This window comes from Inhella inkyongensis, assembly GCF_005952805.1.
Lineage (GTDB): Bacteria > Pseudomonadota > Gammaproteobacteria > Burkholderiales > Burkholderiaceae_C > Inhella > Inhella inkyongensis.
Genome location: NZ_CP040709.1, coordinates 1,780,545 through 1,804,083 on the forward strand (window position 1 = coordinate 1,780,545; position 23,539 = coordinate 1,804,083).

15 protein-coding genes are annotated in these 23,539 nt (G+C 69.1%); 7 read left to right on the forward strand and 8 right to left on the reverse strand.

Features of this window, described 5'->3' with window-relative positions:
* Positions 1-27 precede the first annotated feature (27 nt).
* The 3 genes from FF090_RS08640 (at position 28) to FF090_RS08650 (ending at position 5,187) form a co-directional block, all read left to right on the forward strand.
* A complete protein-coding gene (locus FF090_RS08640; RefSeq protein ID WP_138856339.1) occupies positions 28-2,457 on the forward strand; it encodes a DNA internalization-related competence protein ComEC/Rec2 in 2,430 nt (809 codons plus the stop codon).
* A 100-nt stretch (positions 2,458-2,557) separates the two neighbouring features.
* Positions 2,558-3,913: an MBL fold metallo-hydrolase RNA specificity domain-containing protein gene (locus FF090_RS08645; RefSeq protein ID WP_138856340.1), complete on the forward strand. Its 1,356-nt coding sequence runs from the start codon at positions 2,558-2,560 to the stop codon at positions 3,911-3,913.
* Positions 3,910-5,187 carry a DUF4010 domain-containing protein gene (locus FF090_RS08650; RefSeq protein WP_138856341.1) on the forward strand — a complete coding sequence of 426 codons (1,278 nt, stop codon included), beginning with the start codon at positions 3,910-3,912 and terminating at the stop codon, positions 5,185-5,187. Before FF090_RS08645 ends, FF090_RS08650 begins: the two co-directional genes overlap by 4 nt.
* Here the strand turns inward: FF090_RS08650 and mltB are convergent.
* From mltB to FF090_RS08670, 4 genes are read right to left on the reverse strand one after another with little or no spacing between them, the layout of a single operon-like run.
* The gene (mltB, locus tag FF090_RS08655) at positions 5,172-6,281 is read right to left on the reverse strand and encodes a lytic murein transglycosylase B (protein ID WP_138856342.1); all 1,110 of its coding nucleotides are present in this window, start codon (positions 6,279-6,281) and stop codon (positions 5,172-5,174) included. The two genes, FF090_RS08650 and mltB, sit on opposite strands and share 16 nt — an antisense overlap.
* Positions 6,282-6,307: 26 nt before the next feature.
* Positions 6,308-8,314, reverse strand: coding sequence for a transglutaminase TgpA family protein (locus FF090_RS08660; protein WP_138856343.1), 2,007 nt, complete (start codon positions 8,312-8,314; stop codon positions 6,308-6,310).
* Positions 8,311-9,288, reverse strand: a complete 978-nt coding sequence (locus FF090_RS08665) for a DUF58 domain-containing protein (protein WP_138856344.1) — start codon at positions 9,286-9,288, stop codon at positions 8,311-8,313. The genes FF090_RS08660 and FF090_RS08665 overlap by 4 nt, the downstream gene beginning before the upstream one ends.
* On the reverse strand, positions 9,285-10,226 hold the full coding sequence (locus FF090_RS08670) for an AAA family ATPase (protein ID WP_138856345.1): 942 nt from the start codon (positions 10,224-10,226) through the stop codon (positions 9,285-9,287). The genes FF090_RS08665 and FF090_RS08670 overlap by 4 nt, the downstream gene beginning before the upstream one ends.
* 76 nt (positions 10,227-10,302) lie before the next feature.
* Here FF090_RS08670 and FF090_RS08675 point away from each other — a divergent pair, with 76 nt between their 5' ends.
* The 3 genes from FF090_RS08675 to FF090_RS08685 are packed head-to-tail and all read left to right on the forward strand — an operon-like array spanning position 10,303 to position 13,383.
* The gene (locus FF090_RS08675) at positions 10,303-11,184 is read left to right on the forward strand and encodes a histone deacetylase family protein (protein ID WP_246071547.1); all 882 of its coding nucleotides are present in this window, start codon (positions 10,303-10,305) and stop codon (positions 11,182-11,184) included.
* Between the two features lie 15 nt (positions 11,185-11,199).
* Positions 11,200-12,438, forward strand: coding sequence for a mechanosensitive ion channel family protein (locus FF090_RS08680; protein ID WP_138856347.1), 1,239 nt, complete (start codon positions 11,200-11,202; stop codon positions 12,436-12,438).
* Between the two features lie 48 nt (positions 12,439-12,486).
* Entirely contained in the window at positions 12,487-13,383 is an 897-nt protein-coding gene (locus tag FF090_RS08685; protein WP_138856348.1) for a hypothetical protein, read from the forward strand.
* 11 nt (positions 13,384-13,394) lie between these two features.
* On the opposite strand, the gene FF090_RS08690 is transcribed toward FF090_RS08685, so the two are convergent.
* The 4 genes from FF090_RS08690 to FF090_RS08705 form a co-directional block, all read right to left on the reverse strand.
* Positions 13,395-16,205: a M16 family metallopeptidase gene (locus tag FF090_RS08690; RefSeq protein ID WP_138856349.1), complete on the reverse strand. Its 2,811-nt coding sequence runs from the start codon at positions 16,203-16,205 to the stop codon at positions 13,395-13,397.
* Between the two features lie 101 nt (positions 16,206-16,306).
* Entirely contained in the window at positions 16,307-17,848 is a 1,542-nt protein-coding gene (locus FF090_RS08695; protein ID WP_138856350.1) for a fumarate hydratase, read from the reverse strand.
* 66 nt (positions 17,849-17,914) lie between these two features.
* Positions 17,915-19,486, reverse strand: a complete 1,572-nt coding sequence (locus tag FF090_RS08700) for a sensor histidine kinase (RefSeq protein ID WP_138856351.1) — start codon at positions 19,484-19,486, stop codon at positions 17,915-17,917.
* 55 nt (positions 19,487-19,541) lie between these two features.
* Positions 19,542-20,474: a DMT family transporter gene (locus tag FF090_RS08705; protein ID WP_138856352.1), complete on the reverse strand. Its 933-nt coding sequence runs from the start codon at positions 20,472-20,474 to the stop codon at positions 19,542-19,544.
* Positions 20,475-20,620: 146 nt separating this feature from the next.
* Between FF090_RS08705 and FF090_RS08710 the strand changes: the two genes are divergently transcribed.
* Entirely contained in the window at positions 20,621-23,278 is a 2,658-nt protein-coding gene (locus FF090_RS08710) for an alpha-1,6-glucosidase domain-containing protein (protein ID WP_175423587.1), read from the forward strand.
* Positions 23,279-23,539 lie beyond the last annotated feature (261 nt).

A 23,539-nucleotide genomic window follows, 5' to 3' on the forward strand; every position in this document is an offset into this window, starting at 1 on the left:
CAGGCCCCAAGCCGCGAGCATTCGGCCATGCTGCGAGGGCTCGCTCACCCCGGATCGCCCGCCGGCGCCCTGTGTCTGCTGGGCGGCGGCTGCCTGGGCCTGGCCGCGCTGCAGTGGGCGCCGCGCCTGCTCAAGCCCGCCGAGGTGGCCGGGCTGCTCGGTGCGCTGGGCCTGCTGGGTCTGGCCCTGATGGTGGCGCTGCGGTTGAGCCGCCCCGGTCTCGGCTGGCGCGCGGCAGGCGTGTTCTTGCTGGGCTTGGGCCTGGGCGTGGCCTGGGCCAACTGGCGCGCCAGCCTGCGCATGGCCGATGCCCTCGGGCCGGAGTGGGTGGGGATCGAGCGCTGGATCGAGGCCGAGGTGGTGGGGCTGCCGCAGGCGCTGGAGGGCTACGGGGGGGCCTCGGGCTGGCGCCTGCTGTTGGACACCCAGACCCAGAGCGGACTGCCCACGCGCCTGTCGCTGACCTGGTTTGCCGGGCCGGGCCGCGAGCAAGCCCCGCGGGCGGGCGAGCGCTGGCGGCTCTTGGTGCGGCTCAAGCCGGTGCATCTGTTGCAAAACCCCGGTCTGCCGGACGCTGAGTACTGGCTGCTGGAGCGCGGGGTGCGGGCGCTGGGTTCCGTGCGCGGGGGTGAGCGCCTGGCGGGGGCGCCGCTCTGGCATTTGCAGGCCTGGCGCGAGGGCTTGCGCGAGCGCATCCACCGCGCCGTGTCCGAGCCGCGCGAGCGCGCGCTGCTGGCGGGGCTGGCCTTGGGCGATCAAGGCAGTCTCTCCAGCCAGGACTGGGCCCTGCTGCGCAATAGCGGCGTGGTGCATCTGTTCTCGGTCAGCGGCCTGCACATCACCGGCCTGGCCTGGCTGGCGGCGGTGGCCTTGGCGGCCCTGTGGCGTCGCAGCGCCGCGCTGTGCCTGCGCTGGCCGGCCGACAGCGCGGCCCGCGGGCTGGGCTTGGCCGTAGCCCTGGCCTATGCGCTGCTGGCGGGCTGGGGCGTGCCGGCCCAGCGCACCGTGGCCCTGCTGGCGCTGGCCGCCCTGGCCCGCAGCAGCGGGCGCATCTGGCCCTGGCCGCTGGCGCTGTGTGTGGCCGCGGCCGTCATCGGGCTGTGGGACCCCTGGGCCCTGGTGACGCCGGGCTTCTGGATGAGCTTTGCCGCCGTGGCCCTGCTGCTTCATGCGGCGCCCGGGCGCGCAGAGGGTGCGGTGGATGATGCGCCACCGGCACCGAGCTTGCTGACCCGCTGGGGGCGCGGCTTGCGCCAGGCCTTGCAGGTGCAGGCCCTGGCCAGTCTGGGCCTGGCGCCCCTGGGCCTGCTGTTTTTCGGTCAGTTTTCCTGGGTGGGGCTGGTGGCCAATCTGGGAGCCGTGCCCCTGGTGACCTTTGTGCTGACGCCGCTGGCCTTGCTGGGCCTCTTGTGGCCGCCGATCTGGCGCGTGGCGGGCTGGGTGGCGCAGCATTTCTATGCCGCGCTGGAGGCCCTGGTGGCCTGGCCGCAGGCGGTGTGGTGGATGCCCGAGGCGCCGCCGTTGTGGCAGGGCCTGGCACTCGTCGGCTGCGTGTTGGCGGCGCTGCGCCTGCCGCGTTGGGGGCGGGCGGTTGGCGCGGCCATGGTCTTGCCCTGGTTGCTCTACAGCCCGGCGCGCCCGGCGTCGGGGCAGTTCGAGCTCATGGTGCTGGATGTGGGCCAGGGCAGCGCGGTGTGGCTGCGCACGGCCACGCGGGATCTGCTGTTTGATGCCGGCCCGCGCTGGGCCGGCGACAGCACGGCGGGCGAACGCGTGGTGCTGCCGGTGCTGCGGGCGCAGGGCCTGAGCCGCCTGGACGCGCTGGTGATCAGCCACTGGGATGCCGACCACAGCGGCGGCGCGGCGGCGCTGCAGGCGGCCTTTCCACACGCCAAGCGCTGGGGCGCGGGTGGGCAGGCCTGTCCCACCGGCCAGCTTTGGGATTGGGACGGTGTGCGCCTGCAGTGGCTGCATCCGCCGAAGGATCAGACCGAGCGACGCGGCAACGCCAGCTCCTGTGTGCTGCGGGTGCAGGCCTCCACGGGTGCGAGTCTGCTGCTGACGGCTGACATCGAAGCGGCCCAGGAACGCGAGCTCTTGGCCGCCGGCGTGCCGCTGGCCAGCACGGTACTCCTGCTGCCGCACCACGGCAGCAAGAGCTCGTCCTCGCCGGCCTTTGTGGCCGCCGTGGCGCCGCGCTTGGGGTTCGCGCAGGCGGGCTTCATGAACCGCCATGGCCATCCGGCCGAGGTGGTGCGCGGGCGCTATGCCGCCGCCGGCGTGCCGCTTTTGACCAGCGCCGATTGCGGCGCCTGGCGCTGGCGCAGCCACGAGCCGCCTGGAACAGCCGGTTGTTGGCGGACCGCACAGCGCCGTTACTGGCGAGCGGCACCGCTCGACTTGCCGTCAGACGGCGAGGAGGCTGGCGCCGACTGGCCTTCGTTCACGGGCTCTTGATCCGCATCAGGTCCGGGCCTGGGCCTGCAAGAGGGCTTGGGGCCGGCTCGTGTCAGGATCAGGGCCGCTGCTGGATGGGATTGCCCGAGGGGAGAGACCGATGCAATTGCAATTTCTGGGTGCCGCCGACACCGTCACCGGATCGCGTCACTTCGTCGAGTTCGGTGGCGCACGCCTGCTGCTGGACTGCGGCTTGTTCCAAGGCTTCAAGACCCATCGCGAGCGCAATTGGGCGCCGCCGCCCGAGGTCCTGCGGGATTTGGATGCGGTGCTGCTCAGCCATGCGCATCTGGACCACTGCGGCTGGTTGCCGGTGCTGGTCAAGCACGGCTTTCGGGGGCCGGTCTATGCCTCGGCGGCCACCTGCGCCCTGGCCGAGGTGTTGCTGCTGGACAGCGCTCATTTGCAAGAGGAAGACGCGCGGCGCGCCAACCGCGGCGGTTGGAGCCGCCACCGCCCGGCGCGGCCGCTCTATACCGCGGCCGACGTCAAGCGCACGCTGGCCCTGATGCAGCCGCTGGCGCCGGGTCGCAGCCGCTCGGTGGCCGGGGTGCAGTTGCAGCTGGTGCCGGCCGGCCATCTGCTTGGCGCCAGCAGCCTGCGCCTGAGCCGGGGCGATCAGACCCTGGTGCTGTCGGGTGATCTGGGGCGGGATGACGACCTCTTGATGCCGCCGCCGCAGGCCCCGGGCGCGGCCGATGTGCTGCTGGTGGAGAGCACCTATGGCAACCGCTGCCACCCGCAGGAGGATGTCCAGGCGCGCCTGGGCGAGATCATCCGCAGCACCGTGCGCCGCGGCGGCTCGGTGCTGCTGCCCAGTTTTGCCGTCGGCCGTGCCCAGGCCCTGCTGCTGGTGTTGCAGCGCCTGCGTGCGGCGGGTGAGATTGCGGCGGACATGCCGATCTACCTGGACAGCCCGATGGCCCGCACGGCCACGCGGCTCTACCAGCAGCACGCGCGACTGCTGCGCATCTCGGCGCGCGAGGCGGCTGGGCTGGTCGACGAGGTCACGCTGATCGAGACCCCGCAGGAGTCGCAGGCCCTGCAGCGCTCGCGTTGGCCCAAGGTGGTGATCTCGGCCAGCGGCATGGCCACCGGCGGGCGGGTGCTGGGTCATCTGAAGGCCATGTTGCCCAACCCGCGCCATCACATCGTGTTCCCGGGCTTCCAGGTGGCCGGCACGCGCGGCGCGGCCCTGGTGGGCGGGGCCCGGGAGGTGAAGATGTTTGGCGAGTACATCGCGGTGAAGGCCGAGGTCTCGCATCTGGAGGGCTTTTCGGGCCATGCCGATGCCGAGGGCCTGATGGCCTGGTTGCGCGCGTTTCCGAAACCGCCGAGCCAGACCTTTGTGGTGCACGGCGAGCCGGCCGCAGCGGATGCCTTGCGCTGCCGTATCCAGGACGAACTGGGCTGGGCCGTGCGGGTGCCGGCGCAAGGGGAGTGCTGGTCGGCATGAGCGACGGGGTGAGCATCTGGGCGACGGGGAATTGGCAGGGATTGGCCGTGGCGGCTGGCGCCGGTCTGCTGATCGGGCTGGAGCGCGAACGGCGCAAGCGTGCGCGCGGCGACAGCGCCGGGCTGCGCAGCTACACGGTGGCGGCCTTGATCGGCGCGCTGACGGCGGGCGAGCCCGTGCTGCTGGGCGTGGGGGCCTTGTTGGTGGCCGGCCTGGCGCTGCTGGCTCAGTGGAAAAACAGCGGTCCCGACCCTGGAAACACCAGCGAGTTGGCCTTGTTTGCCACCTTTTTGATTGGTGTGCAGGCCATGCACCAACTTGCGTTGGCGGCGGCCTGTGCGGTGGCCCTGGCGCTCTTGCTGGCCTTGCGCAAGCCCCTGCATCGGTTGGCGCATCAGGGCCTGAGCGAGGCCCAACTGCACGATGCCCTGCTGCTGGCGGCGGGCGCCTTGATCGCCTTGCCGCTGATTCCGGCCGAGCCGCAGGCCTGGCTGGGTGGCATCCGGCTGCGGCCCATGGCCAGCCTGGTGCTGTTGATCTTGAGCCTGCAGGTGGCCGGCCAATTGGCGTTGCAGTGGCTGGGGCCGCAGGCGGGGCTGCGGCTCTCGGGCCTGCTCTCGGGTTTTGTGTCCAGCACCGCCACCATCGCCGCGCTGGGCAGCCGCGTGCGGCAGCAGGGGCCGGGGGCTGCAGAAGCCAATCCGAACCTGAGTCTCTTGGCCCAAGCCGCCGGCCTGTCCACGGTGGCCACCTGGGCGCAGGCGGCTCTGATCCTGGCCACGCTGGCACCGGCCGAGTTGGGGCGCCTGAGTCCGGTGCTGGCGGCCGGCGCGGCCACCGCGCTGCTCCTGCTGGCGGCCTTGAGCCGGTTGGGTGTTGCGGTGGCCCCCACCCGTGCCGCACCCGTTGCTTTGGCCAAAGGTTCGGCCCTGCGCTGGCGTGAGGCCGTCAGCGTGGCGGTGTTCCTGCTCTTGGTCAGCGGGCTGGTGAGCTGGGCCCAAGCACATCTGGGCGCGGGGGGCGTGCGGGCTGGTGCGGCCTTGGGCGGCCTGGCCGACGCCCATGCCCCGGTGGCCGCCCTGGCCGCCTTGCGGTCGGCCGGCGGGCTGTCGGCCGAGCTGCTGGGTCAGGGCATTTTGCTGGCCCTGGCCAGCAACAGCCTGACCCGCACCGTGACAGCCGCGCTGGCCGGCGGGGTCGGCTTTGCAGGACGCGTGGCGGCCGTGCTCTGGCCCAGCTGGGCCGTGGCGGCGCTGGCTTACTCGGTGACCTGACCGGCTCGGCGCAACACGGCCAGCCGTTCGCCCAGGGTCAGCACGGCCAGCGCGTAATAGGACGAGCGGTTGTAGCGCGTCACCACATAGAAATTGCGGCTGCCCAGCACATGGGTGGGCGGGGCCGTGGCACCGTTTTCCAGCCGCACCAGGGCCCAGGGGCCGGGGTGGGGCAGGGGGAGATCCAGGCCGGCGGTCTTGAGTTGCTCCGCGCTCCAGGTCGGCTCGATGTCGGGCGCGAGCAGCTTGGCCAACTGCGCCGGGTCCAGGCCTTCGGGCAGGGTCAGCGGGACTTGCGTCGCCAGGCCGCTCTGCCAGCCGTGCTCGACCAGGAAGCGGGCGATGGAGCCGATGGCATCGACCGGGTTCTCAATCAGATCGATGCGGCCGTCGGCGTCGAAATCCACGGCCAGGCGCCGCACATTGCTGGGCATGAATTGGCCAAAGCCCATGGCGCCGGCAAAGCTGCCCTTGAACTCGCTGGCCGGTCGGCCTTCGGCGCGGGCCCAGAGCAGGAATTCCGCGAGCTGCTCGCGGAAGTAGGAGGTGCGGTCGCTGCGGCCGCCGGGGAAGTCGAACGCCAGGGTGGCCAGGGCGTCCAGCACCCGGTAGTTGCCCATGATCTGGCCGTAATAGGTCTCGACGCCGATGATGCCGGCGATGACCTCGGCGGGCACGCCGTACTGGCGTTCAGCGCGCTCGAAGGCCTGGGCGTGCTGCTCCCAAAAGCGCAGTCCGGCCTGCAGGCGGCGCGGCTCGACAAAGCGGTCGCGGTAGGCCGCCCAGTCTTTGGCCTGGCCGCTGGGGGCCGGCATCATCAGCTGCGCGGCGCGGGCCTGGTACTGGGCCTGGCCGAGTTGTTCCAGCAGCTCCTGCTGGGTCCAGGCCGCCAAGGGCGCGCCCGGGCGGGTCTGCTCCTCGGCCCAGGCCATCACGTCCTGCCGGTTGGCATAGGCCCCCGGTGAGCCGCCGTGGGCGGGGGGTGCCGTGATGGCCGAAGGCTTCTTCGGGGGCGGAGTGGCCTGCGCGGGACTGAGCGAGGACAGGGCGAGCAGCAAGGTCAGCAGGCTGCGCAGGGGAAGGGAGAACGACACGGCAGAGAGGGAGGCGGCAGGGGGCGCTAGTGTCTCAGGCCCATGCAGTTCCGACGCAGGCGCCGCAACCAGGCCAGGCGCGTCCAGGCGCCGCCGCCCAGCGCCGGATGACCGGTGCCATAGCGGGTTTGCTCCAGCTCCATCAGTTGCGCCGCCAATGGCTCGCCGCCTGGCCGCGCGCGCGCCAGCTCGGCCCAGTGCAGGGGGGATTGATGCGCCTGCGCGGGCAGCCCGGCACGGAGCAGCCATTGCTGGGTGCGACGCTGCAGGCGCAGCGAAGGGTCGGCATCGCGCTGCTGCCAGCGCATCCAGGCCAGGCTCAGGCCCGCCAGGGCGGCGATGACGCCGGCCACGGCCTGGCCCAGGGCCTGCCAGTCGGGGCTCTCAAAACCGAGCTTTGCGAGCAGGTCGAACTGCTGCTCGCGCGAATAGCCCAGCACCCATTGCTGCCAGCGCAGGTCCAGGGTCTCGCCCAGGCGGCGCAGCTGCAGCCACAAGGAGGGATCGATGGCATCGAAGGCGCCCTGCAGCACGGTGGGGGGCGGGCTCAGGCGTTCACCGCGGCGCACGCGCTCGGGTGCCACGGCGGCCGTGGGGTCGCTGCGCCGCCAGCCTTCTCCGGCCTGCCAGTACTCGACCCAGGCGTGGGCATTGCTGTTGCGCACCACGGCCCAGCCGTCCAGCAGTTCGGCGTCGCGCCCCTGGTAGCCGGTGACGATGCGGGCCGGTACGCCCGCAGCACGCAGGGCTACGGTGAGCGCGGCGGCGTAATGTTCGCAAAAGCCCTTGCGGCCCTCGAACCAGAACTCGTCGATGGCGTGCGGGCTGTTTTCACCATAGACGCCGGGGTTGAGCGTGTACTCGAAGGGTTGGCTACGGATGTGGTCGAGCAGCACTTGCACCAGGGCTTCGGGGCTGCGCCCTTGGGCCAGCGGGCGCACCCAGTCGCGCAGGCGCGGGTTCAGGCCCGGCGGCAGGGTGCGCAGGCCGCGCAGGCTGGGGTGCTCGGCCAAGGGCCCCAGGCGCGCCGGGCTGGCCTGATGCGCAAAGGCCAGGCGCTGGGTGATGGGGCGGGCCGAGATCCAGCTCAGCTCGGCGCTGCGGCGCAGGGTCAGACCGTCCAGATTCCAGGTCTCACCCGGTCGGGCGGTGTCGAACTCCAGCACCGGCAGCACGCTGGCGCGCTGCGGCTCCACCACCATCTCATATCGCAGCGTCGGGCCGGCCTGCGGCTGCAGGGCGTCAGGCGGATGGCTCAGGCGCGGCGGGCTGGCGCGCCAGATCTGACCGTCGAAATCGCTCAGCACCGGGCCGCGCAGATAGAGGTCCGGTGCCGCCGGCAGGGCGCTGCCGGGCAGCGGGCGCAGGCGCAGGGCGATGCGGCTGTCGGTGGCCAGGGTGGCCACCTGGCCGAAGCTCAGCTCATCCGACAGCCCGGTGCTGGCGCCCCCTGGCACACCCCAGAGCGGCGCAATGCGCGGGAACAGCAGGTAGAGCAACAGCATGGCCGGCAGGCCCAGCGCGGTGGTCCGCGCCGCTTCGCGTGCGGCCAGGCGCAGATGCGGCTGGCCCAGCGGCATCTGCGCCAGCACCAGGGCGGTCATCAGGCCCCAGACGCAGGCCAGGGTCCATAGCGCCACCCACAGCGCCTGGGAGTGCAGGTACTGCGTCAGCACCAGAAAGAAGCCGAGAAAGAACACCACATAGGCGTCGCGGCGGTCATGCATCTCCAAGAGCTTGAGCGCCAGCAGCAGGCAGACCAGGGTGAGCCCGGCGCTGCGCCCGATCAGCACCCCGTGGCTGAGCTTGGCAGCCGCCACCAGAGCGATCAGCAGGCCGGCCAGCAGCCAACGCCCGGGCAGGGGTTGGCCGCGCCACGCCAGCCAGGCGCGCCAGCCCAGCAGCAGGGCCAGGGCGGCACCGGCCCACAGCGGCAGGCGGGGCAGGTGGGGGGCCACCGTCAGGGCCACCACCCCGACCAGGAAAAAGGTGTCGCGGGTCTCGCGCGACAGGGATTGCAGCAGGCGGCTCATGCCAGGGTCAAGCGTTCGAGCGCCTGCCGGCGCTGCTCGGGCCCCTGGCCGGGCGGCAACTCAAAGCCGGGCAGGCGCAGGCCCCAGTCCTGGCCCTGGGCGTCCAACGCCAGCACCCAACTGGCCAGGCGTTGCCAGCGGCGCTCTTCGTCCAGCCCCTGGGTCTGGGTCAGGTCCAACCAACGCTGGGTGCCCTGGCTGGGGGCGTCGCGCTCCACCACCCAGAGAGCGGCCCGCGGGTCGCTGGACTGGGCCACGCGCTTCCACAGCACATCGCGCAGACGGTCGCCATCGCGCCAGCCGCGCAGCTGATGGAACTCGTCGCCGGCGCTCGGCTGGCTGCGAGCCTGTGGCGGGCCTTCTTGTTGATCGCCAAGTTGGGTGGGCAGCGGGGGGCAGGGCAGTTCGAGTGCAGGGTAGGCCCATTGCCGGCTGGCCGGGCGCCAATAGCTCCAGGCCACGAAGAGGCCGAGCGGGAAGCGCGACTCGATGCGCAACAGGGGCAAGGCATGGTGACCTCGGCGCGGAGCGCGCCAGGCCAGGCGCAACTCGGCATGGCCCTGGGCAGGGACGTCCACCCAGGCCAGGGCGCTGCGCTGCTCCTCCATCACGCATTGCAGGCCTACGCCCCAGCGCGCCCGGCCGGGGTTGTGCAGGCGCACGACGAGGGGCAGGTCCTGGTCGGCATGGCCGGGCTCGGGCGGCTGCAGGGCCAGGCTGAGACCCCGCAAATTGCCATGGGTGGTGTGCATCGAGGCCAGGCCGGCGCCCGCCAGCAAGAAGGTCAAGGCATAGCCCAGGCTGAGTTGGTCGTTGATGGCGGCCACCAACAACACCGCTTGCGTCAGCAAGAAGGCCGCGCCGACCTTGGTGGGCACGATGTAGAGATTGCGCTGGGTCAGCAGCTGATCGTCGCGTGCCGGGTGGCGCGCGCTCCACCACTGTTGCCAGCGCCGGCGCAGGGCCTGAATCACGGCAGAGCTACGGACTCGATCATGGCCCGTACCTGCTCGGCGCTGCCCCGGCCGGCGCCGGCGCGTGCACGCAGGCGGTGGGCCAGCACTTGCACGGCGCAGGACTGCAGGTCTTCGGGCGAGACATGGGGCCGACCGGCCAGCAGGGCCTTGGCGCGGGCAGCGCGCAGCCAGGCCAGGCCGGCACGCGGCGACAGGCCCTCGACGAACCAGTGGCCGTTGCGGGTGGCGTCGAGCAACAGCTGCAAATAGTCCAGCAGGGCCGGGCTGACGTGCAGCGCGCGGGCGGCGGCTTGTGTGGCCTGGAGTTGGGTCGGGCTCATCACGGGGCGCAACTCGGTCAGCAACTCGCGGCTGTCGCGGCCGGTCAGCATGTCGCGCTCGGCCTTGCGGTCGGGGTAGCCCAGGCGGATGGTCATCAAGAAGCGGTCGAGCTGCGACTCGGGCAGCGGGTAGGTGCCCAGTTGCTCGCTGGGGTTCTGCGTGGCGATGACAAAGAAGGGCAGGGGCAGGGGGTGGCTCTGTCCCTCGATGGTGACCTGCCGCTCTTCCATGGCCTCCAGCAGCGCGCTTTGGGTCTTGGGGCCGGCTCGGTTGATTTCGTCAGCCAGCAGCACCTGGGCGAACACCGGACCGGGGCGGAAGTCAAAGCGGCCACTCTCGCGCTCAAAGACATTCACCCCGAGCAGGTCTGAGGGCAGCAGGTCGGCGGTGAATTGCACCCGGGCGAACTGCAGGCCCAGGGTCAGCGACAGGGCCTGGGCGAGGGTGGTCTTGCCTACACCGGGCAAGTCCTCGATGAGCAGATGGCCGCCCGCGATCAGGCAGGCCAGGCAATCGGCCAGCTGGGTCGGCTTGCCCTTGATCACCGTGCTAATCTGGTCAAGCGCCGCGTGCAAAAGCGCGGCATCGAATGGCATGGCAGCGGGGGAGTTCATCGCCCGCACCTTAGCAAAGTCTGCAGCACCGTTGACCACCGCGTTTCTTACCCATCCGTCATTCCGTTTGCACCAGATGGGTGAAGGGCATCCCGAGTGCCCTGAGCGCCTGGACGCCATCGACGAAGCCCTGGCCGCGACCGGCTTGATCGAGCACCTGCAGGTGCTGCAGGCGCGCCCCGCCACCTGGGATGAGTTGCGTCTGGCCCACGACCCCGACTACTTGGATCGCCTGCGCGAACGCCTGAGTCAGGTGCAGGGCGTGGTGCAGTTGGACCCCGACACGGCGGCCAACGAACACAGCTTGAGCGCCGCGCTGCACGCCGCCGGGGCCGCGCTACAGGCCACGCAGATGGTGATCGCGGGCAAGGTGGACAACGCCTTTTGCGCCGTGCGCCCCCCCGGCCACCACGCCACGCGGGCCAAGGCCATGGGCTTTTGCTTCCTGAGCAATGTGGCACTGGCTGCGCGCGCGGCCCTGCGTGTGCATGGCCTGCAGCGGGTGGCCGTCGTCGACTTTGATGTGCACCACGGCAATGGCACCGAGGATGTGCTGGCCGACGACCCCGGTGTGTTGATGGTGGGTCTGTTTGAGCATCCGCTCTACCCCTTCAGCGGCCTGCCGCCCAAGGGCGACAACATGCTCAACCTGCCACTGCCGGCACACACTGGCGGGCAGGAGATCCGCGAGATGATCCGCGCGCACTGGCTGCCGGCGCTGGAGCGCTTCAAGCCGCAGATGCTGTTCATCTCGGCAGGCTTTGATGCGCATGAGTTGGACCCCCTGGGCCTGCTGCGCCTGACCGAGGTGGACTACGCCTGGATCACCGAGCAGTTGCTGGATGTGGCGGCCCGCCATGCGCAAGGGCGCATCGTCAGCTGCCTGGAGGGCGGCTACCACCGCTGGGCGCTGGCGCGCAGCGTGTGCGCGCACCTGCGGGTGCTGGCAAAGCTTTGAACATCGAGGTTGTGAATGGATGAGTTGATGGAGCTGCTGCAGTCGCGCGGCGGGCTGGGCCAGGTGCTGGCGCTGGCCGCCTGGTTATTGCTGGCGTGGCAGGGCTTGGCGCATTGGGCGCGGCGGGCCAACAGCCCGCGTTCGGTGCTGCTGGGCCGCGCCGGGGTCGATGGCGCGCTGTTCCCGGTGCTGGCGCTCACCGGGGCTTGGGGCTTGAGCCGGGCCTGGCCCTGGCTGGGCCTGGGCAAGCCGCTGCTCTTGATCCAGCTGGCCCTGCCCATCCTGACCAGCTTGCTGGTGATCCGCAGCACCGCGCGGGTGTTGCGCGCCGCCCTGCCGGAGTCGCGCTGGGCGCATTTGGCCGAGCGCTGGGTGTCCTGGATGGCCTGGGGCGGCTCCATCCTGTGGATCAGCGGCCTGTGGCCGGCTGCAATGCAGGAACTGGACGCCATCAGCTGGAAGCTGGGCGGCAGCACGGTGAGCCTGCGCAGCCTGCTGGAGGCGGGCTTCTCGGTGGCCTTGGTGCTGGTGGCCACCCTGTGGCTGTCGGCGGTGCTGGAGGCGCGCTTGCTCAAGGGCGCCACGGAAGACCTGAGCGGCCGCAAGATCATCGCCAACCTGGTGCGCGCCGGCCTGTTGCTGCTGGGCCTGCTGTTGGCCCTCTCCAGTGCCGGCATCGACCTCACCGCCCTGTCGGTGCTGGGCGGTGCGCTCGGCGTGGGCATTGGTTTTGGCCTGCAAAAACTGGCCAGCAACTATGTGTCGGGCTTTGTGATCCTGGCCGAGCGCAGCCTGCGCATCGGCGACATGGTCAAGGTCGACGGCTTTGAGGGGCGCATCAGCGACATCAAGACCCGCTACACGGTGATCCGGGCGCTCAATGGGCGCGAGAGCATCGTGCCCAACGAGCTCTTGATCACCCAGCGGGTCGAGAACAGTTCGCTGGCCGACACCCGGGTGCTGCTGAGCACCTCGGTGACGGTGGGCTACGACAGCGATCTCGCCGTCTTGATCCCGGCCCTACAGGCAGCAGCTGCCGCCGTGCCGCGAGTCCAGCAGGATCCCGGGCCGGTGGTGCAACTGGCGCAGTTCGGAGCGGATGGGCTGGAGCTGCAACTGCACTTCTGGATCGCCGACCCGGAGAACGGCAGTGGTTCGGTGCGCAGCGACGTGAACCTGGCCCTGCTGGCCTTGCTGCGGGCGCGGGGGGTGGAAATTCCCTATCCGCAACGGGTGGTACACCAGCGTGCCTAAGCGCTAACCCGGCTGGCGTCGGGGCGGTGGCTGTGCTCGGATGGGGGCATGCGTCGGACCTTTCCTTTTTGTCGAGCTGTCGGGGTGCTGACCCTGGCCGGCTGGCTCGCGGCCGGCGCACTGCGTGCCGACGAAACGGAAGGAGCTGAAATTCGTTGGGCCATCGTCGATGGCCCGCCCTATCACAACGATGGCCCCAAAGGGGTGGCCCGCAGTGTGGACGAGTTGGGCGACGGGCTGACCGACCGCCTGATCGCCGGCATCGCGGCGCAATTGCCTCAGTGGCGCCATGTGCTGGTGCCGACCGGTCGCTCGCGCATGTGGCGGGAGATCCAGGCGGGGCGGCCACTTTGCTATGCCGACGCCTTCAAGACGCCAGAACGCCTGCGCTGGGCCTACTTCACGCTCGCCACGGCGCCGGTGCCGCAGATGTTGGCGGCGCGCGAGGGCTTGCTGCCCGCGGGTGAGGTAAGCCTGCAGGCCTTGCTGAAGCAGACCGACCTGACGGCGGTGTTTGAACGTGACCGCAGCTACGGACCGGTGCTCGACCCCATGATCCGCAGCGCCGGCTCGCAGGTGCGCATCGGCAGCCTGCCCAGTACGCCGCAATTGCTGCGCATGCTGGAGGCCGGGCGCATGGACTACCTGGTCGAGTACCCCTTGGCCCTGCACTACCTGGCCCAGCGCCTTCAACCTGCGCCGCGCATCAGCTATCACGCGCTGGCCGAGGAGCGCCAGCCGCTCCCTTCCTACATCGCCTGCACCCGCAGCCCCTGGGGGCGCAAGGCCATCGAGGCGCTCGACCAAGCCATGCGGCGCTGGGCCGCACAGCCGGCAGCAGCGGCCACCTTGTTGCGAAGCTTACCGGCCGAGGTGGCGCGCACCGATGGTGCGCGCATCGAAGCCTTCTACCGCGAGCGCGCGCAGCGCAGCGTGATCGAGTAGACCTCCCGGTCTTAGGGCGCCGCGACGGGTAGGGGCGGTTTGCTGGCGTAGTCGCCCGCGCTGGACCACACCATCTGCTCGGGCTTGAGGTAGCGACGCAGTGCGGCGTTGACCTCAGCCAGACTCACCTGGGCATAGCGCGCGTCCCAGTCGGCGGTGTAGCGCCAGTCCTTGCCGTGTTCCTGCAGTTTGCCCAGCAGGAAGCTCAGGCCGGACTCGCTGGCACGGCGTTGCAGGCGCGCCTGGATCATGTCCTTGCGTGCCCGCTCGACCTCGGCTGCCGTGAAGCCGTCCTTGAGCAACTCGGCCAGCAGGCTGCGGATTTGGGCTTCGACCTTGAGACGGTTCTGCGGTGCCAGCTGGGTGCTCAGGGTCCAACTGCCCGCTTCGCCGTACTCGGCCAGGTCAAGGCTTGAGCTGGCGCCGTAGGTCAGGCCGCCTTGCTGGCGCAGCTTCACGTTCAAGCGGCTTTCCAGCGAGCCGCCGCCCAGCAGGTGGTTGACCAGCATCAGGGCCACCTCGTCCGGGTGATCGGCCGGGAATTGCAGCTCCTGGCGCAGCTGCAGCACGGCAGCGGCCTTGTCCTTGGCCTCGGTGTGAATGGCGGTGGCGGGCACCGCCTTGAAGGGCATGATCTCGCGCCGGAAGGCCGCAGCCTCAGGCTTTTTCCAGGCCGCCAGTTCACGGTCCAACAGGGCCTCAAAGCCTTCTGGAGCGGGGCCCACCACGGCCACCTCGCCCTCGTTGGCGCTCCATAGCTGCGCGTGCAGTTCGCGCATCTGCTCAACCGTCACGCCATGCACGATGCTGATGAGGTCGTCCAGGCTGGGGCTGTACAGCAGATCGCCGGGTTGGGCGCCGCGTGCCTGGTTGTAGTGTTCGCGCACGGCCTGGCGGCGCAAGACGTCGGGTTCCTGGCGGCTGGCCTGCAGACCCTGCACGATGCCGCGCTGCTGGCGCTGCCAGGCCTCTGGCGGGAAGGTCGGCGCCTTGAGCACCTGCAATGCAAGTTGCAGCAGCTCGCCGAAGGTCTGGCGCTCGCCCTCCAGGGTCAGGGTCAGGCCCTGCTTGCCGGCCTGGACATTGAACTGGCCCTTGAGCCTTACTGTCTCGTCAATGATTTGCTGCTTGGTATAGCGTGCGTTGCCCTCGAGAAGCTGGTCATCGATGTGGTTCGCCGCGTGCGCCTCGCGCAGGCTGGCGCCATCGCCCCAGCGCAGGGTAATGCGGGCGAACACCTGGTCGCCGCGGGTCTTCTTGTCCAGCCAGGCCACCGGCAGGCCGCTTTGGGGCAGCTTGGCAAAGCGGGTGCGCTTGTGCAGCTCCAGCGCCTCCGGGTTCAGGCGCTCGCCCTGGGCCAGGTTCTGGCCGGCAGTCAGGGCGTCCAAGCCCTGCTGGCGCTCGGCCTGCACGGGGATCTCCACCTGGCCGGAGGCCTTGACCGGTTCGTAGCGCGCCAGGGTGCGGTTGTTGGCTCGCAAGTAGCGGGCGGCCACCTGCTGCAAATCTTCGAGCTTCAGGCCCTTGACCTGTTGCAGCAGCTTGAACACCAGGCGCCAGTCGCCGCCGGCCACGGCCTCAGTCAGCAGCATGGTCAGGCCCTGCGGGTCCTTCAGCAACTGGGAGTAGCCGAGCGCGAATTGGCCTTGCAGGCGCTGGAACTGTTCGGGTTCCAAGAGCTCTTTGACCGAGCCCTCCAACGCGTCGAGTACGGCCTTTTCCAGCACGGCAGGCGGGGTATCACCCGCTGGCACGGCCACCACGGTGAACAGACCGGGATCATGACCGCCGCAGCCCTGGCCGCCCACATGGGTGGCTTGCTTGCCTTCAACAAAGCGCTTGTAAAGCGGCCCGCTGGGGGCTTGGAACAGCATCTGGCCCAGCACGGCCAGCGCGCCGCAGTCGGGGTGGGCGAAGTTGGGCACGTGGTAGCCGATGAAGCTCATGGCCTGGCCGCCCACGCGCTTCAGCACCACGCTGCGCTCGCCGTCCTGCGGTGGCTCGACGGTGTAGGGGCTGGGTGCCTTGCCCGCCGGGTTGCTCAGGGCCGCGAACTGCTGCTGGATCTGCGTCAGCACCGCAGCCTCGTCGAACTGGCCGCTGACCATCAAAGTGGCGTTGTCCGGACGGTAGTGGGCGCGGTAGAAACGGCGCAGGGCCTCGATGGGCACGTTCTCCAGATCGCTGCGGCTGCCGATGGTGCTGCGGCCATAGGGGTGGAAGCGATAGGCGGTGGACTGCAGGCGTTGACGCAGCAACTGGCCGGGATTGTTCTCGCCGCGCTCCATTTCGTTGAGCACGACCGGCATTTCCTTGGCGAGATCCTCGGCCTCGACGCGCGACTTCTGCATGCGCTCAGCCTCCAGCGCCAGCATGAAGCCCAGGGTGTCGGCGCTGGCGTTGAAGCTGCTGAAGTAGTGGGTGCGGTCCACCGAGGTCGTGGCGTTCCAGCGCACGCCGCGCTCGCTCATGGCCTTGGGGATGTCCGCGACCGAGGGCGTACCCTTGAACAGCAGGTGCTCCAGCAAATGCGCCATGCCGGCCTCGCCGGCGCCCTCGTGGCGGCTGCCGACGCGGTAGACGATATTGACCAGGGTGGTGGTGCTGGCGGCATCAGCAAACAGCAGCACTTGCAAGCCATTGGCCAGGCGGTATTCACGAATACCTTCAAGCTCGCGCACGAATTCGGGCGCAGTGACCGGGGCGACTCCCTGCTTGAGGCCCGGCTTGGGCAGGGGTGGGGTCTTGGCGGGGCTGGCGGCCAGGCTGGCGCCGGTCAGGCCCAGGCCAAGGGCCAAAGCCAAGGGGGTGAGGCGGTTCATTGTTGGACTCCCTGAAAGAAAACGGCCGCCCTAATCCCATTAAGGCGGCCGCGAACTCTACGGGAGGGAGGCTAAAGGCTCGCTAAAGCCGGCCCTTGGCTTCAAGCCTGGGTGATAGGAATTCCCGCAAATTCACCCTTGGCAATGCGCTCTTTCCAGGCGGCCGGGCCGGTGATGTGGGCGCTGCTGCCGCCGGCGTCCACCGCCACCGTGACCGGCATGTCCTGCACGTCAAACTCGTAGATGGCCTCCATGCCCAGATCGGCAAAGCCCACCACTTTGGCCTCCTTGATGGCCTTGGCCACCAAATAGGCGGCGCCGCCCACCGCCATCAGATAGGCGCTTTGGTGCTTCTTGATGGCCGCGATGCCGCTGGGGCCGCGCTCGGCCTTGCCCACCATGCCGATCAGGCCGGTCTGGGCCAGCATCATTTCGGTGAACTTGTCCATGCGCGTGGCGGTGGTGGGGCCGGCCGGGCCGACCACCTCGTCGCGCACCGGGTCAACGGGGCCGACGTAGTAGATGACGCGGTTGGTGAAGTCGACGGGCAGCTTCTCGCCCTTGGACAGCATGTCCTGGATGCGCTTGTGTGCGGCGTCACGGCCGGTCAGCATCTTGCCGTTGAGCAGCAGGGTTTCGCCCGGCTTCCAGCTCGCCACCTCGGCCTTGGTCAGCGTGTTCAGGTTGACGCGACGGCTCTTGTTGTAGTCCGGCGCCCAGTTGACATCGGGCCACAGGTCCAGGCTGGGCGCGTCCAGGAAGGCCGGGCCCGAGCCGTCCATCACCACATGGGCGTGGCGGGTGGCGGCGCAGTTGGGGATCATGGCCACTGGTTTGCTGGCCGCGTGGGTGGGGTAGGTGGCGATCTTGACGTCCAGCACCGTGGTGAGGCCGCCCAGGCCCTGGGCGCCAATGCCCAGCGCGTTGATCTTCTCGAACAGCTCGATGCGCAGCTCTTCGAGCTTGTTCTGCGGGCCGCGCTGCAGCAACTCGTACATGTCGATGGGCTCCATCAACGACTGCTTGGCCAGCAGCATGGCGCGCTCGGCCGTGCCGCCCACGCCGATGCCCAGCATGCCCGGTGGGCACCAGCCCGCACCCATCTCGGGCACGGTCTTGAGCACCCAGTCGACCAGGTCGTCGCTGGGGTTCATCATCTTGAACTTGCTCTTGTTCTCGCTGCCGCCGCCCTTGGCGGCCACATCGATGGAGAGCTTGTTGCCCGGCACCAGGGTCATGTGGATGACGGCCGGGGTGTTGTCTTTGGTGTTGACGCGGGCGAACAGCGGGTCGCTCAGCACCGAGGCGCGCAGCTTGTTGTCGGGGTTCAGATAGCCCTTGCGCACGCCCTCGTTGACGGCGTCTTCGATGGAGCCCGGGAAGCCCTCGAAGCGGCAGTCCATGCCGATTTCCAGGAACACATTGACGATGCCGGTGTCCTGGCAGATGGGGCGCCGGCCTTCAGCGCACATGCGGCTGTTGGTCAGGATCTGAGCGATCGCATCTTTGGCGGCGGGCGAGGCCTCGCGCTCGTAGGCGCGCGCCAGATGGGCGATGTAGTCGGCCGGGTGGTAGTAGCTGATGTACTGCAGGGCGGCGGCGACGGTCTCAACCAGATCGTCGCGACGGATTACGGTGGTCATGGGCACTCCTGAGGGGAGCCGCGAGGGGCGGCACCAAAGATGCCCGTCAGTGTAGTCAGGGCCGGATCAGACGCCGGCTCCAGCTTCTTCGTGTTCGGACATCTCCGGTGCCTGGGTGGGCAAGCGCAGGCGCATCAGCGCGCCTTGGCCGGGTTCGCTGATCACATCGATGAAGCCGCCCAGCAGCTGGGTGACGATGTTGTGCACGATGTGCATGCCCAGGCCCGTGCCGCCGCGCCCCAGCTTGGTGGTGAAGAAGGGGTCGAAGATGCGCTTGCGCACGTTTTCGTCCATGCCCCAGCCGTTGTCCTTGACGGTCAGCTCGACCCAATCGGGGTTGTCGGTGGCGGCCTGGCAGGTCACCAGGACTCTGCCCTCAGTGCGATCGTGAAAGCCATGCACCAGGGCGTTGATCAGCAGATTGGTCAGAACCTGGCCCAGCGAACCGGGGAAGCTGTTCATCTTCAGCCCCTCGGTCAACTGGGTGTCGATGATGAAGGGGGTGTGCTTGAAGCGCGGCTCCACCATCACCATCACATCTTTGACCATGCCGGCCAGATCGAATTCGCGCCGTGCGTCCGAGGTCTGGTCGATGGCCACCTGTTTGAAGTCGCGCACCAGTTCGGCGGCCTTGCGCACATTGCGCTGCAGGATGTCCTGGCCGCGCCGGGTGTCGGTCACCAGGCCCTCGAGCTGGCTGCGGCGCAGCGGCTGGCTGCTCTTGAGCGCGGCGTCCAGCTCGCCCCAGCGATCTTCGAGCGCGGTCACCACCGTCATGGCATTGCCTAGAGGGGTGTTGAGTTCATGCGCCACACCGGCGACCAGTCGGCCCAGGGAGGCGAGTTTTTCCGACTCGACCAGTTCCTTCTGCGCGTTCTTCAGCTGCTGCATGGCGCGCGTCAGCTCGGTGTTGGTCTTTGTGAGCTCAACGGTGCGCTGCGAGACCTGGTCCTCCAGCGTATTGGCGTGCTGACGCAGGCGTTCAAAGGCTTCCAGCAGGGCCAGACGCATGCGCTCCATGGCCTGGCCGACGCGGGCGATCTCGTCATTGCCTTCCACCTCGACCGGCTTGCTCATCTGGCCCGATCCCAGTTCAAAGGCGACCTTGGACAGGCGTTCCATCGGCCCGAGCACGCGGCGGCGCAGCAGCCACAGGATCAGGGCCATCGACAGCGCCGCCACCAAGAGGGTGCGGCCGGCGCCGGCGTACAGATCCTTTTGGGCACGCGCGAGCAGCGGGGCGCCGCTCATGGTGACGCTGAGTTGCCCGATCTGCCGGCCTTCACGCTCGATGGGTGCGGTCTGGGTCAGGGCCAGTTCAGGGGCCGGATTGGGGCGGCTTTCTTGAACGAAGGGCTTGGTGTTGTTGGTTTCGCTGACGACCACGGCAATGAAGCGCTCGTCGTCGAACTGCGCATTCACCATTGGCTGGGCCAGATCGGGCGAGACCTGCCAGATCGGTTCGGCCAAGGACAGTCGCAAGACCTGGGTGCTGCGGTCCAGATCGCGCTTGAGGTTGTCCATCACCGCGGTGCGGGTGGCTTGGAAGTCGTAGACCAACACCAGCGCACTGGGCGCCAGCAGGCCCAGCAACAAGGTCAGGATGACGGCCCAGCGCAGCGATTGGGAGAAGGGCATACGGGGTGTGGCGCCTGAGGTTGCCTGCTTGAGTTGCGGGCGATGTTGCCACGGTTCAGCGCCTGGATGACACCAAGATACCCGCAGCGATCAAAGCAAAGGCCAGCGCATGGTGGAGCTGGGGGGGATCGCCCATCAGTGCGCCCGAGAGCAGGCCGGCAAAAACGGGCGTGAGGTTGGCGAAGAAGGCCGCCACGGCCGGCCCGGCGCGCTCCACGCCCAGGGCCCAGCAACGGTAGGCCAGCACACTGGGGCCGCAGGCGATGAAGAGCAGGGCCAGGGCCAGCGGCCAACTCCACCGCACGGTAGCCGGTGCCCAGTGCTGCTCGGCCGCCGCGCACAGCAGCGCGAAAGGCAGGCCGAAAAGAATTTGCCCCAGCAGCCCATCGGCCCAGTTCCAACGCTCCGCCAAGGCGTCCGGGCGGCGTGTCAGCAACCAGGAGTACAGCGCCCAGGCCAGTGTGGCGAACAGCATCAGCAGGTCGCCGGCCACCCACTGCAGGCCGCGCAGACGCTGCCACTGCCCCTGGCTCAGCACCACCAGCACGCCGGCCAAGGCGAGCAGAGCGCCCAGGCCTTCGGTGCGCCGCGGCCGGTTGCCGAAGACCAGCAGGCCCATCAGCAGCATGCCCAGGGGCAAGCTGGCGGCGATCAGGGTGACATTGATGGGGCCGGAACTCTGCAGGGCTTGATAGAGCAGGGCGTTGTAGACCCCCATGCCCAGCACCCCGGTGGCGGCCAGCCAGCGGCGCTGCTGCCACCACAGGTCCCACCATTGACGGGGGTGGCGGCGCAGCGCCTGGGCCAGGGGCAGCAGCAGGGCCAAGGCCAGGCCCCAGCGCAGGCTGTTGAGCAGGGTGGCTGGGATCTGCTCGTGCAGCAGCCGCCCCACCACCGCATTGCCGGCCCACATCAGCGGCGGCAGGGTGAGCCAAAGCACCAGGTTGGGGCTGAGTTGCGGCAGGGGGCTGGTGCTGGAAGGGGGCATGGGCTGCAGTGTCTCAGCCCTGAGTCAAGGTCTTGCCAGACTCGTTGGCGGGTATGTCTGTACCTGAGTTACTTCATGATCTCGTCGATTGCTTGAATGTTTTCCAGTGGTGAAATGCGGGCATGTAATAAAAGTACATGACTGCCATGAAGCGACTCCTGATCTTGCTGGTGGGCGGACTGCTGCAGACCGAGGCCCTGCGCGCCGACCCTGTGTGGGCGGCTTGCGATGGGGCGGCAGTGGCGCAGCCGCTGGCTTCGCCCTTGCCGAGTCCGCTGAGCCCGCTGAGCCAGCCCGGCCCACATCGGCTGCACTGGTTGGATGCTGACCGCTTCTTTTGGCCCGGGGCGTCCCCCGGTGCGCAGTTGCGGTTGCGCCATGAAGGCCAAGACTGGGCGCTGGAGGCCGATCCTCAGCCCTGGCCCGCCGCGCTGCAACGGGCGGCGAGCTATCTGGGCGCGGGCCAAGCTTTTCGGGTTCCTGCGCAGATCTCACGTGCGCAGAGACAGGCCTGGCTTCGAGGCGAGTTGCTTGGCCTTTTAATGGATCCGAGCGGCCCAGAGTTGGCGCGCACCGGCGTCCAGGTCGGCGGCGCCGTCGATGCGCTTTATGCCGCTGCCGAAGGCCTTGACGATTTGGGCGTGCATGTGCAGGCGGGTGCAGGAACCCAGGGCCGGCTTTGGGCGCCGACCGCGCGTGCGGTCGAGGTTTGTCTCTACCCGTCCACGCGCGCTCCAGCGGCGCGGCGCGTGGCGGCGCAGTGGCAGTCCGACACAGGCAGCTGGATCTGGCATCAGCCCGGCGATCTGCGCGGGTGGACCTACCTCTATCTCGTTGAGGTCTGGGTGCCGGGGCAGGGCTGGGTGCGGCAGCGCGTCACGGATCCCTATTCCTTGAGCCTGAGCGCGAACTCTGCGCGCAGCGCCGTGCTGGATTTGGATGATCCGCAAACTCAGCCACCGGGTTGGAAGGACCATCCGCGACCACAGCGCGCGCTGCGCCTGAACGAGCTGGTGATCTATGAGCTGCATGTGCGCGACTTCTCGCGTGACGACCGCAGCCTGCCTGCCGCCCTGCGCGGGCGCTATAGCGCCTTTGCCCAGGCGCGCAGCACCGGGGTGCGGCACTTGCGTGCGCTGGCGGCGGCGGGGGTGACGGACGTGCAACTGCTGCCGGTCTTTGATTTGGCCAGCGTGCCCGAGCAGGGTTGCCGAGCGGACCCACCGCGTGATCGTGTGGCCTCTGACAGCCCCCGGCTGCAAGCGCGCATCCGCGCGCAGGCCGCCCAGGACTGCTTCAACTGGGGCTATGACCCGCTGCACTTCAACGCCCCAGAGGGCAGCTATGCCAGTGATGCCGACCGCCCCGAGTTGCGCGTGCGCGAGCTTCGAGCCGCGGTGATGGCCTTGCATGGCATGGGCCTGCGCGTCGGCATGGACATGGTCTACAACCACATGGCGGCCAGCGGGCAGGCCCGCCACTCGGTGCTGGATCGCATCGTGCCGCTCTACTACCACCGGCTCAATGGGCAAGGCGATCTGGAGCAAAGCACCTGCTGCGCCAACAGCGCCACCGAACGCTTGATGATGGGCAAGCTGATGCGCGACTCGGTGCATCTATGGGCTCGCGCCTATGCGATGGACTCGTTCCGATTCGACCTGATGGGTCATCAGCCGCGCGCTGAGATGCAGCGCCTGCACCGCGAGTTGCAGCAGCGGCTGGGACGCGAGATTCACTTCATTGGCGAGGGTTGGAACTTTGGCGAGGTCAAGGATGGCGCACGCTTTGAGCAGGCCAGCCAGCTGAGCCTGGGGGGTAGCGGTATCGCCACTTTCAGCGATCGTGCCCGCGATGCCCTGCGCGGCAGCAGCTTTGGCCCGGTGACGCAGATGCAGGCCAGCCCTGGCTGGCTCTTTGGTTTGGCCGACGACCCCGCGCGTCGCGAGCAGGCCGGCCGGGCTGCGGATCTGCTTCGTTTGGGGCTGGCCGGGAGCTTGCAGGATGTGCTGCTGCCCACAGCCGATGGCGCCGTGCGGCGCGGCGCCGAGATGGACTACGGCGGGCAGCCGGCCGGCTATGCCCGACAACCCGGCGAGGCGGTGGCGTATGCCGAGAACCACGACAACCACACCCTGTTCGATTTGGGGGTGCTCAAGCTGCCGCCCAGCAGCTTGGCGGCGGCGCGGCGCCAGGTCCAGCATCTGGCCAATGCGCTGGTGGCCTTCAGTCAGGGACCGGTCTACTTCCATGCCGGACAAGAGTTGATGCGCTCCAAGTCCTTGGATCGCAATAGCTACGACAGCGGCGATGCCTTCAACCGATTGGATCTCAGCCTGCGCGACAACGGCTTTGGTGTGGGCCTGCCGCCTGCGGCCGACAACGGGGTGGACTGGCCGGTGTTGCGCCCCTTTTTGAGGCGTTCAGGCATCCGGCCCGACCCTGCCACCTTGCATCAGGCCCGTGAGCAGTTCCTGGCGCTGCTGCGGGTGCGCGCCAGCTCCAGTCTGTTCTCGCTACCGAACCCGGGCGAGCTGCAGGCGCGGCTGCGCTTCCATGCGGTCGGACCGGATCAGGACCCCGCGGTGATCGTCGCCGAGTTGGACGGCCGGGGCTGGCCGGGGGCGGGCTTTGAGGGGCTGCTACTGGCCTTCAATGCGGCGGCGCAGCCGCGCCAATTGGCGCTCCAGCGTCCGGGCGCATGGCGCCTGCATCCGGCCCTGCAGGGCCTGCCCGATACGGGGGCGCGCTGGGTGGGCGGTCAATTGAGACTGCCGGCGCGCTCCGTGGCGGTGTTTGTGCACTGAGGGACGCCCTTTGGTCACAGGGTTTGCACGGCGTGTCAAAGCGCACTGGGCGAGGCCGGCCTTGCAGTCTATGCTCAGCCAATGCAAATGAATGTCTCGATGAGACGGCGCCGGTTCGGCGTCTGTGCCGCAGGCTCTTTGGTCAGTTTGGGTGGCTGTGCCCATCAAACGCCTGCTCTCACTGATTTGGCCGGACTGTTGGATGCTTCTGGCCTTGGTGCACCAACAGTGCATCTCAGTCGCGCCGACTTGTTTGCACTC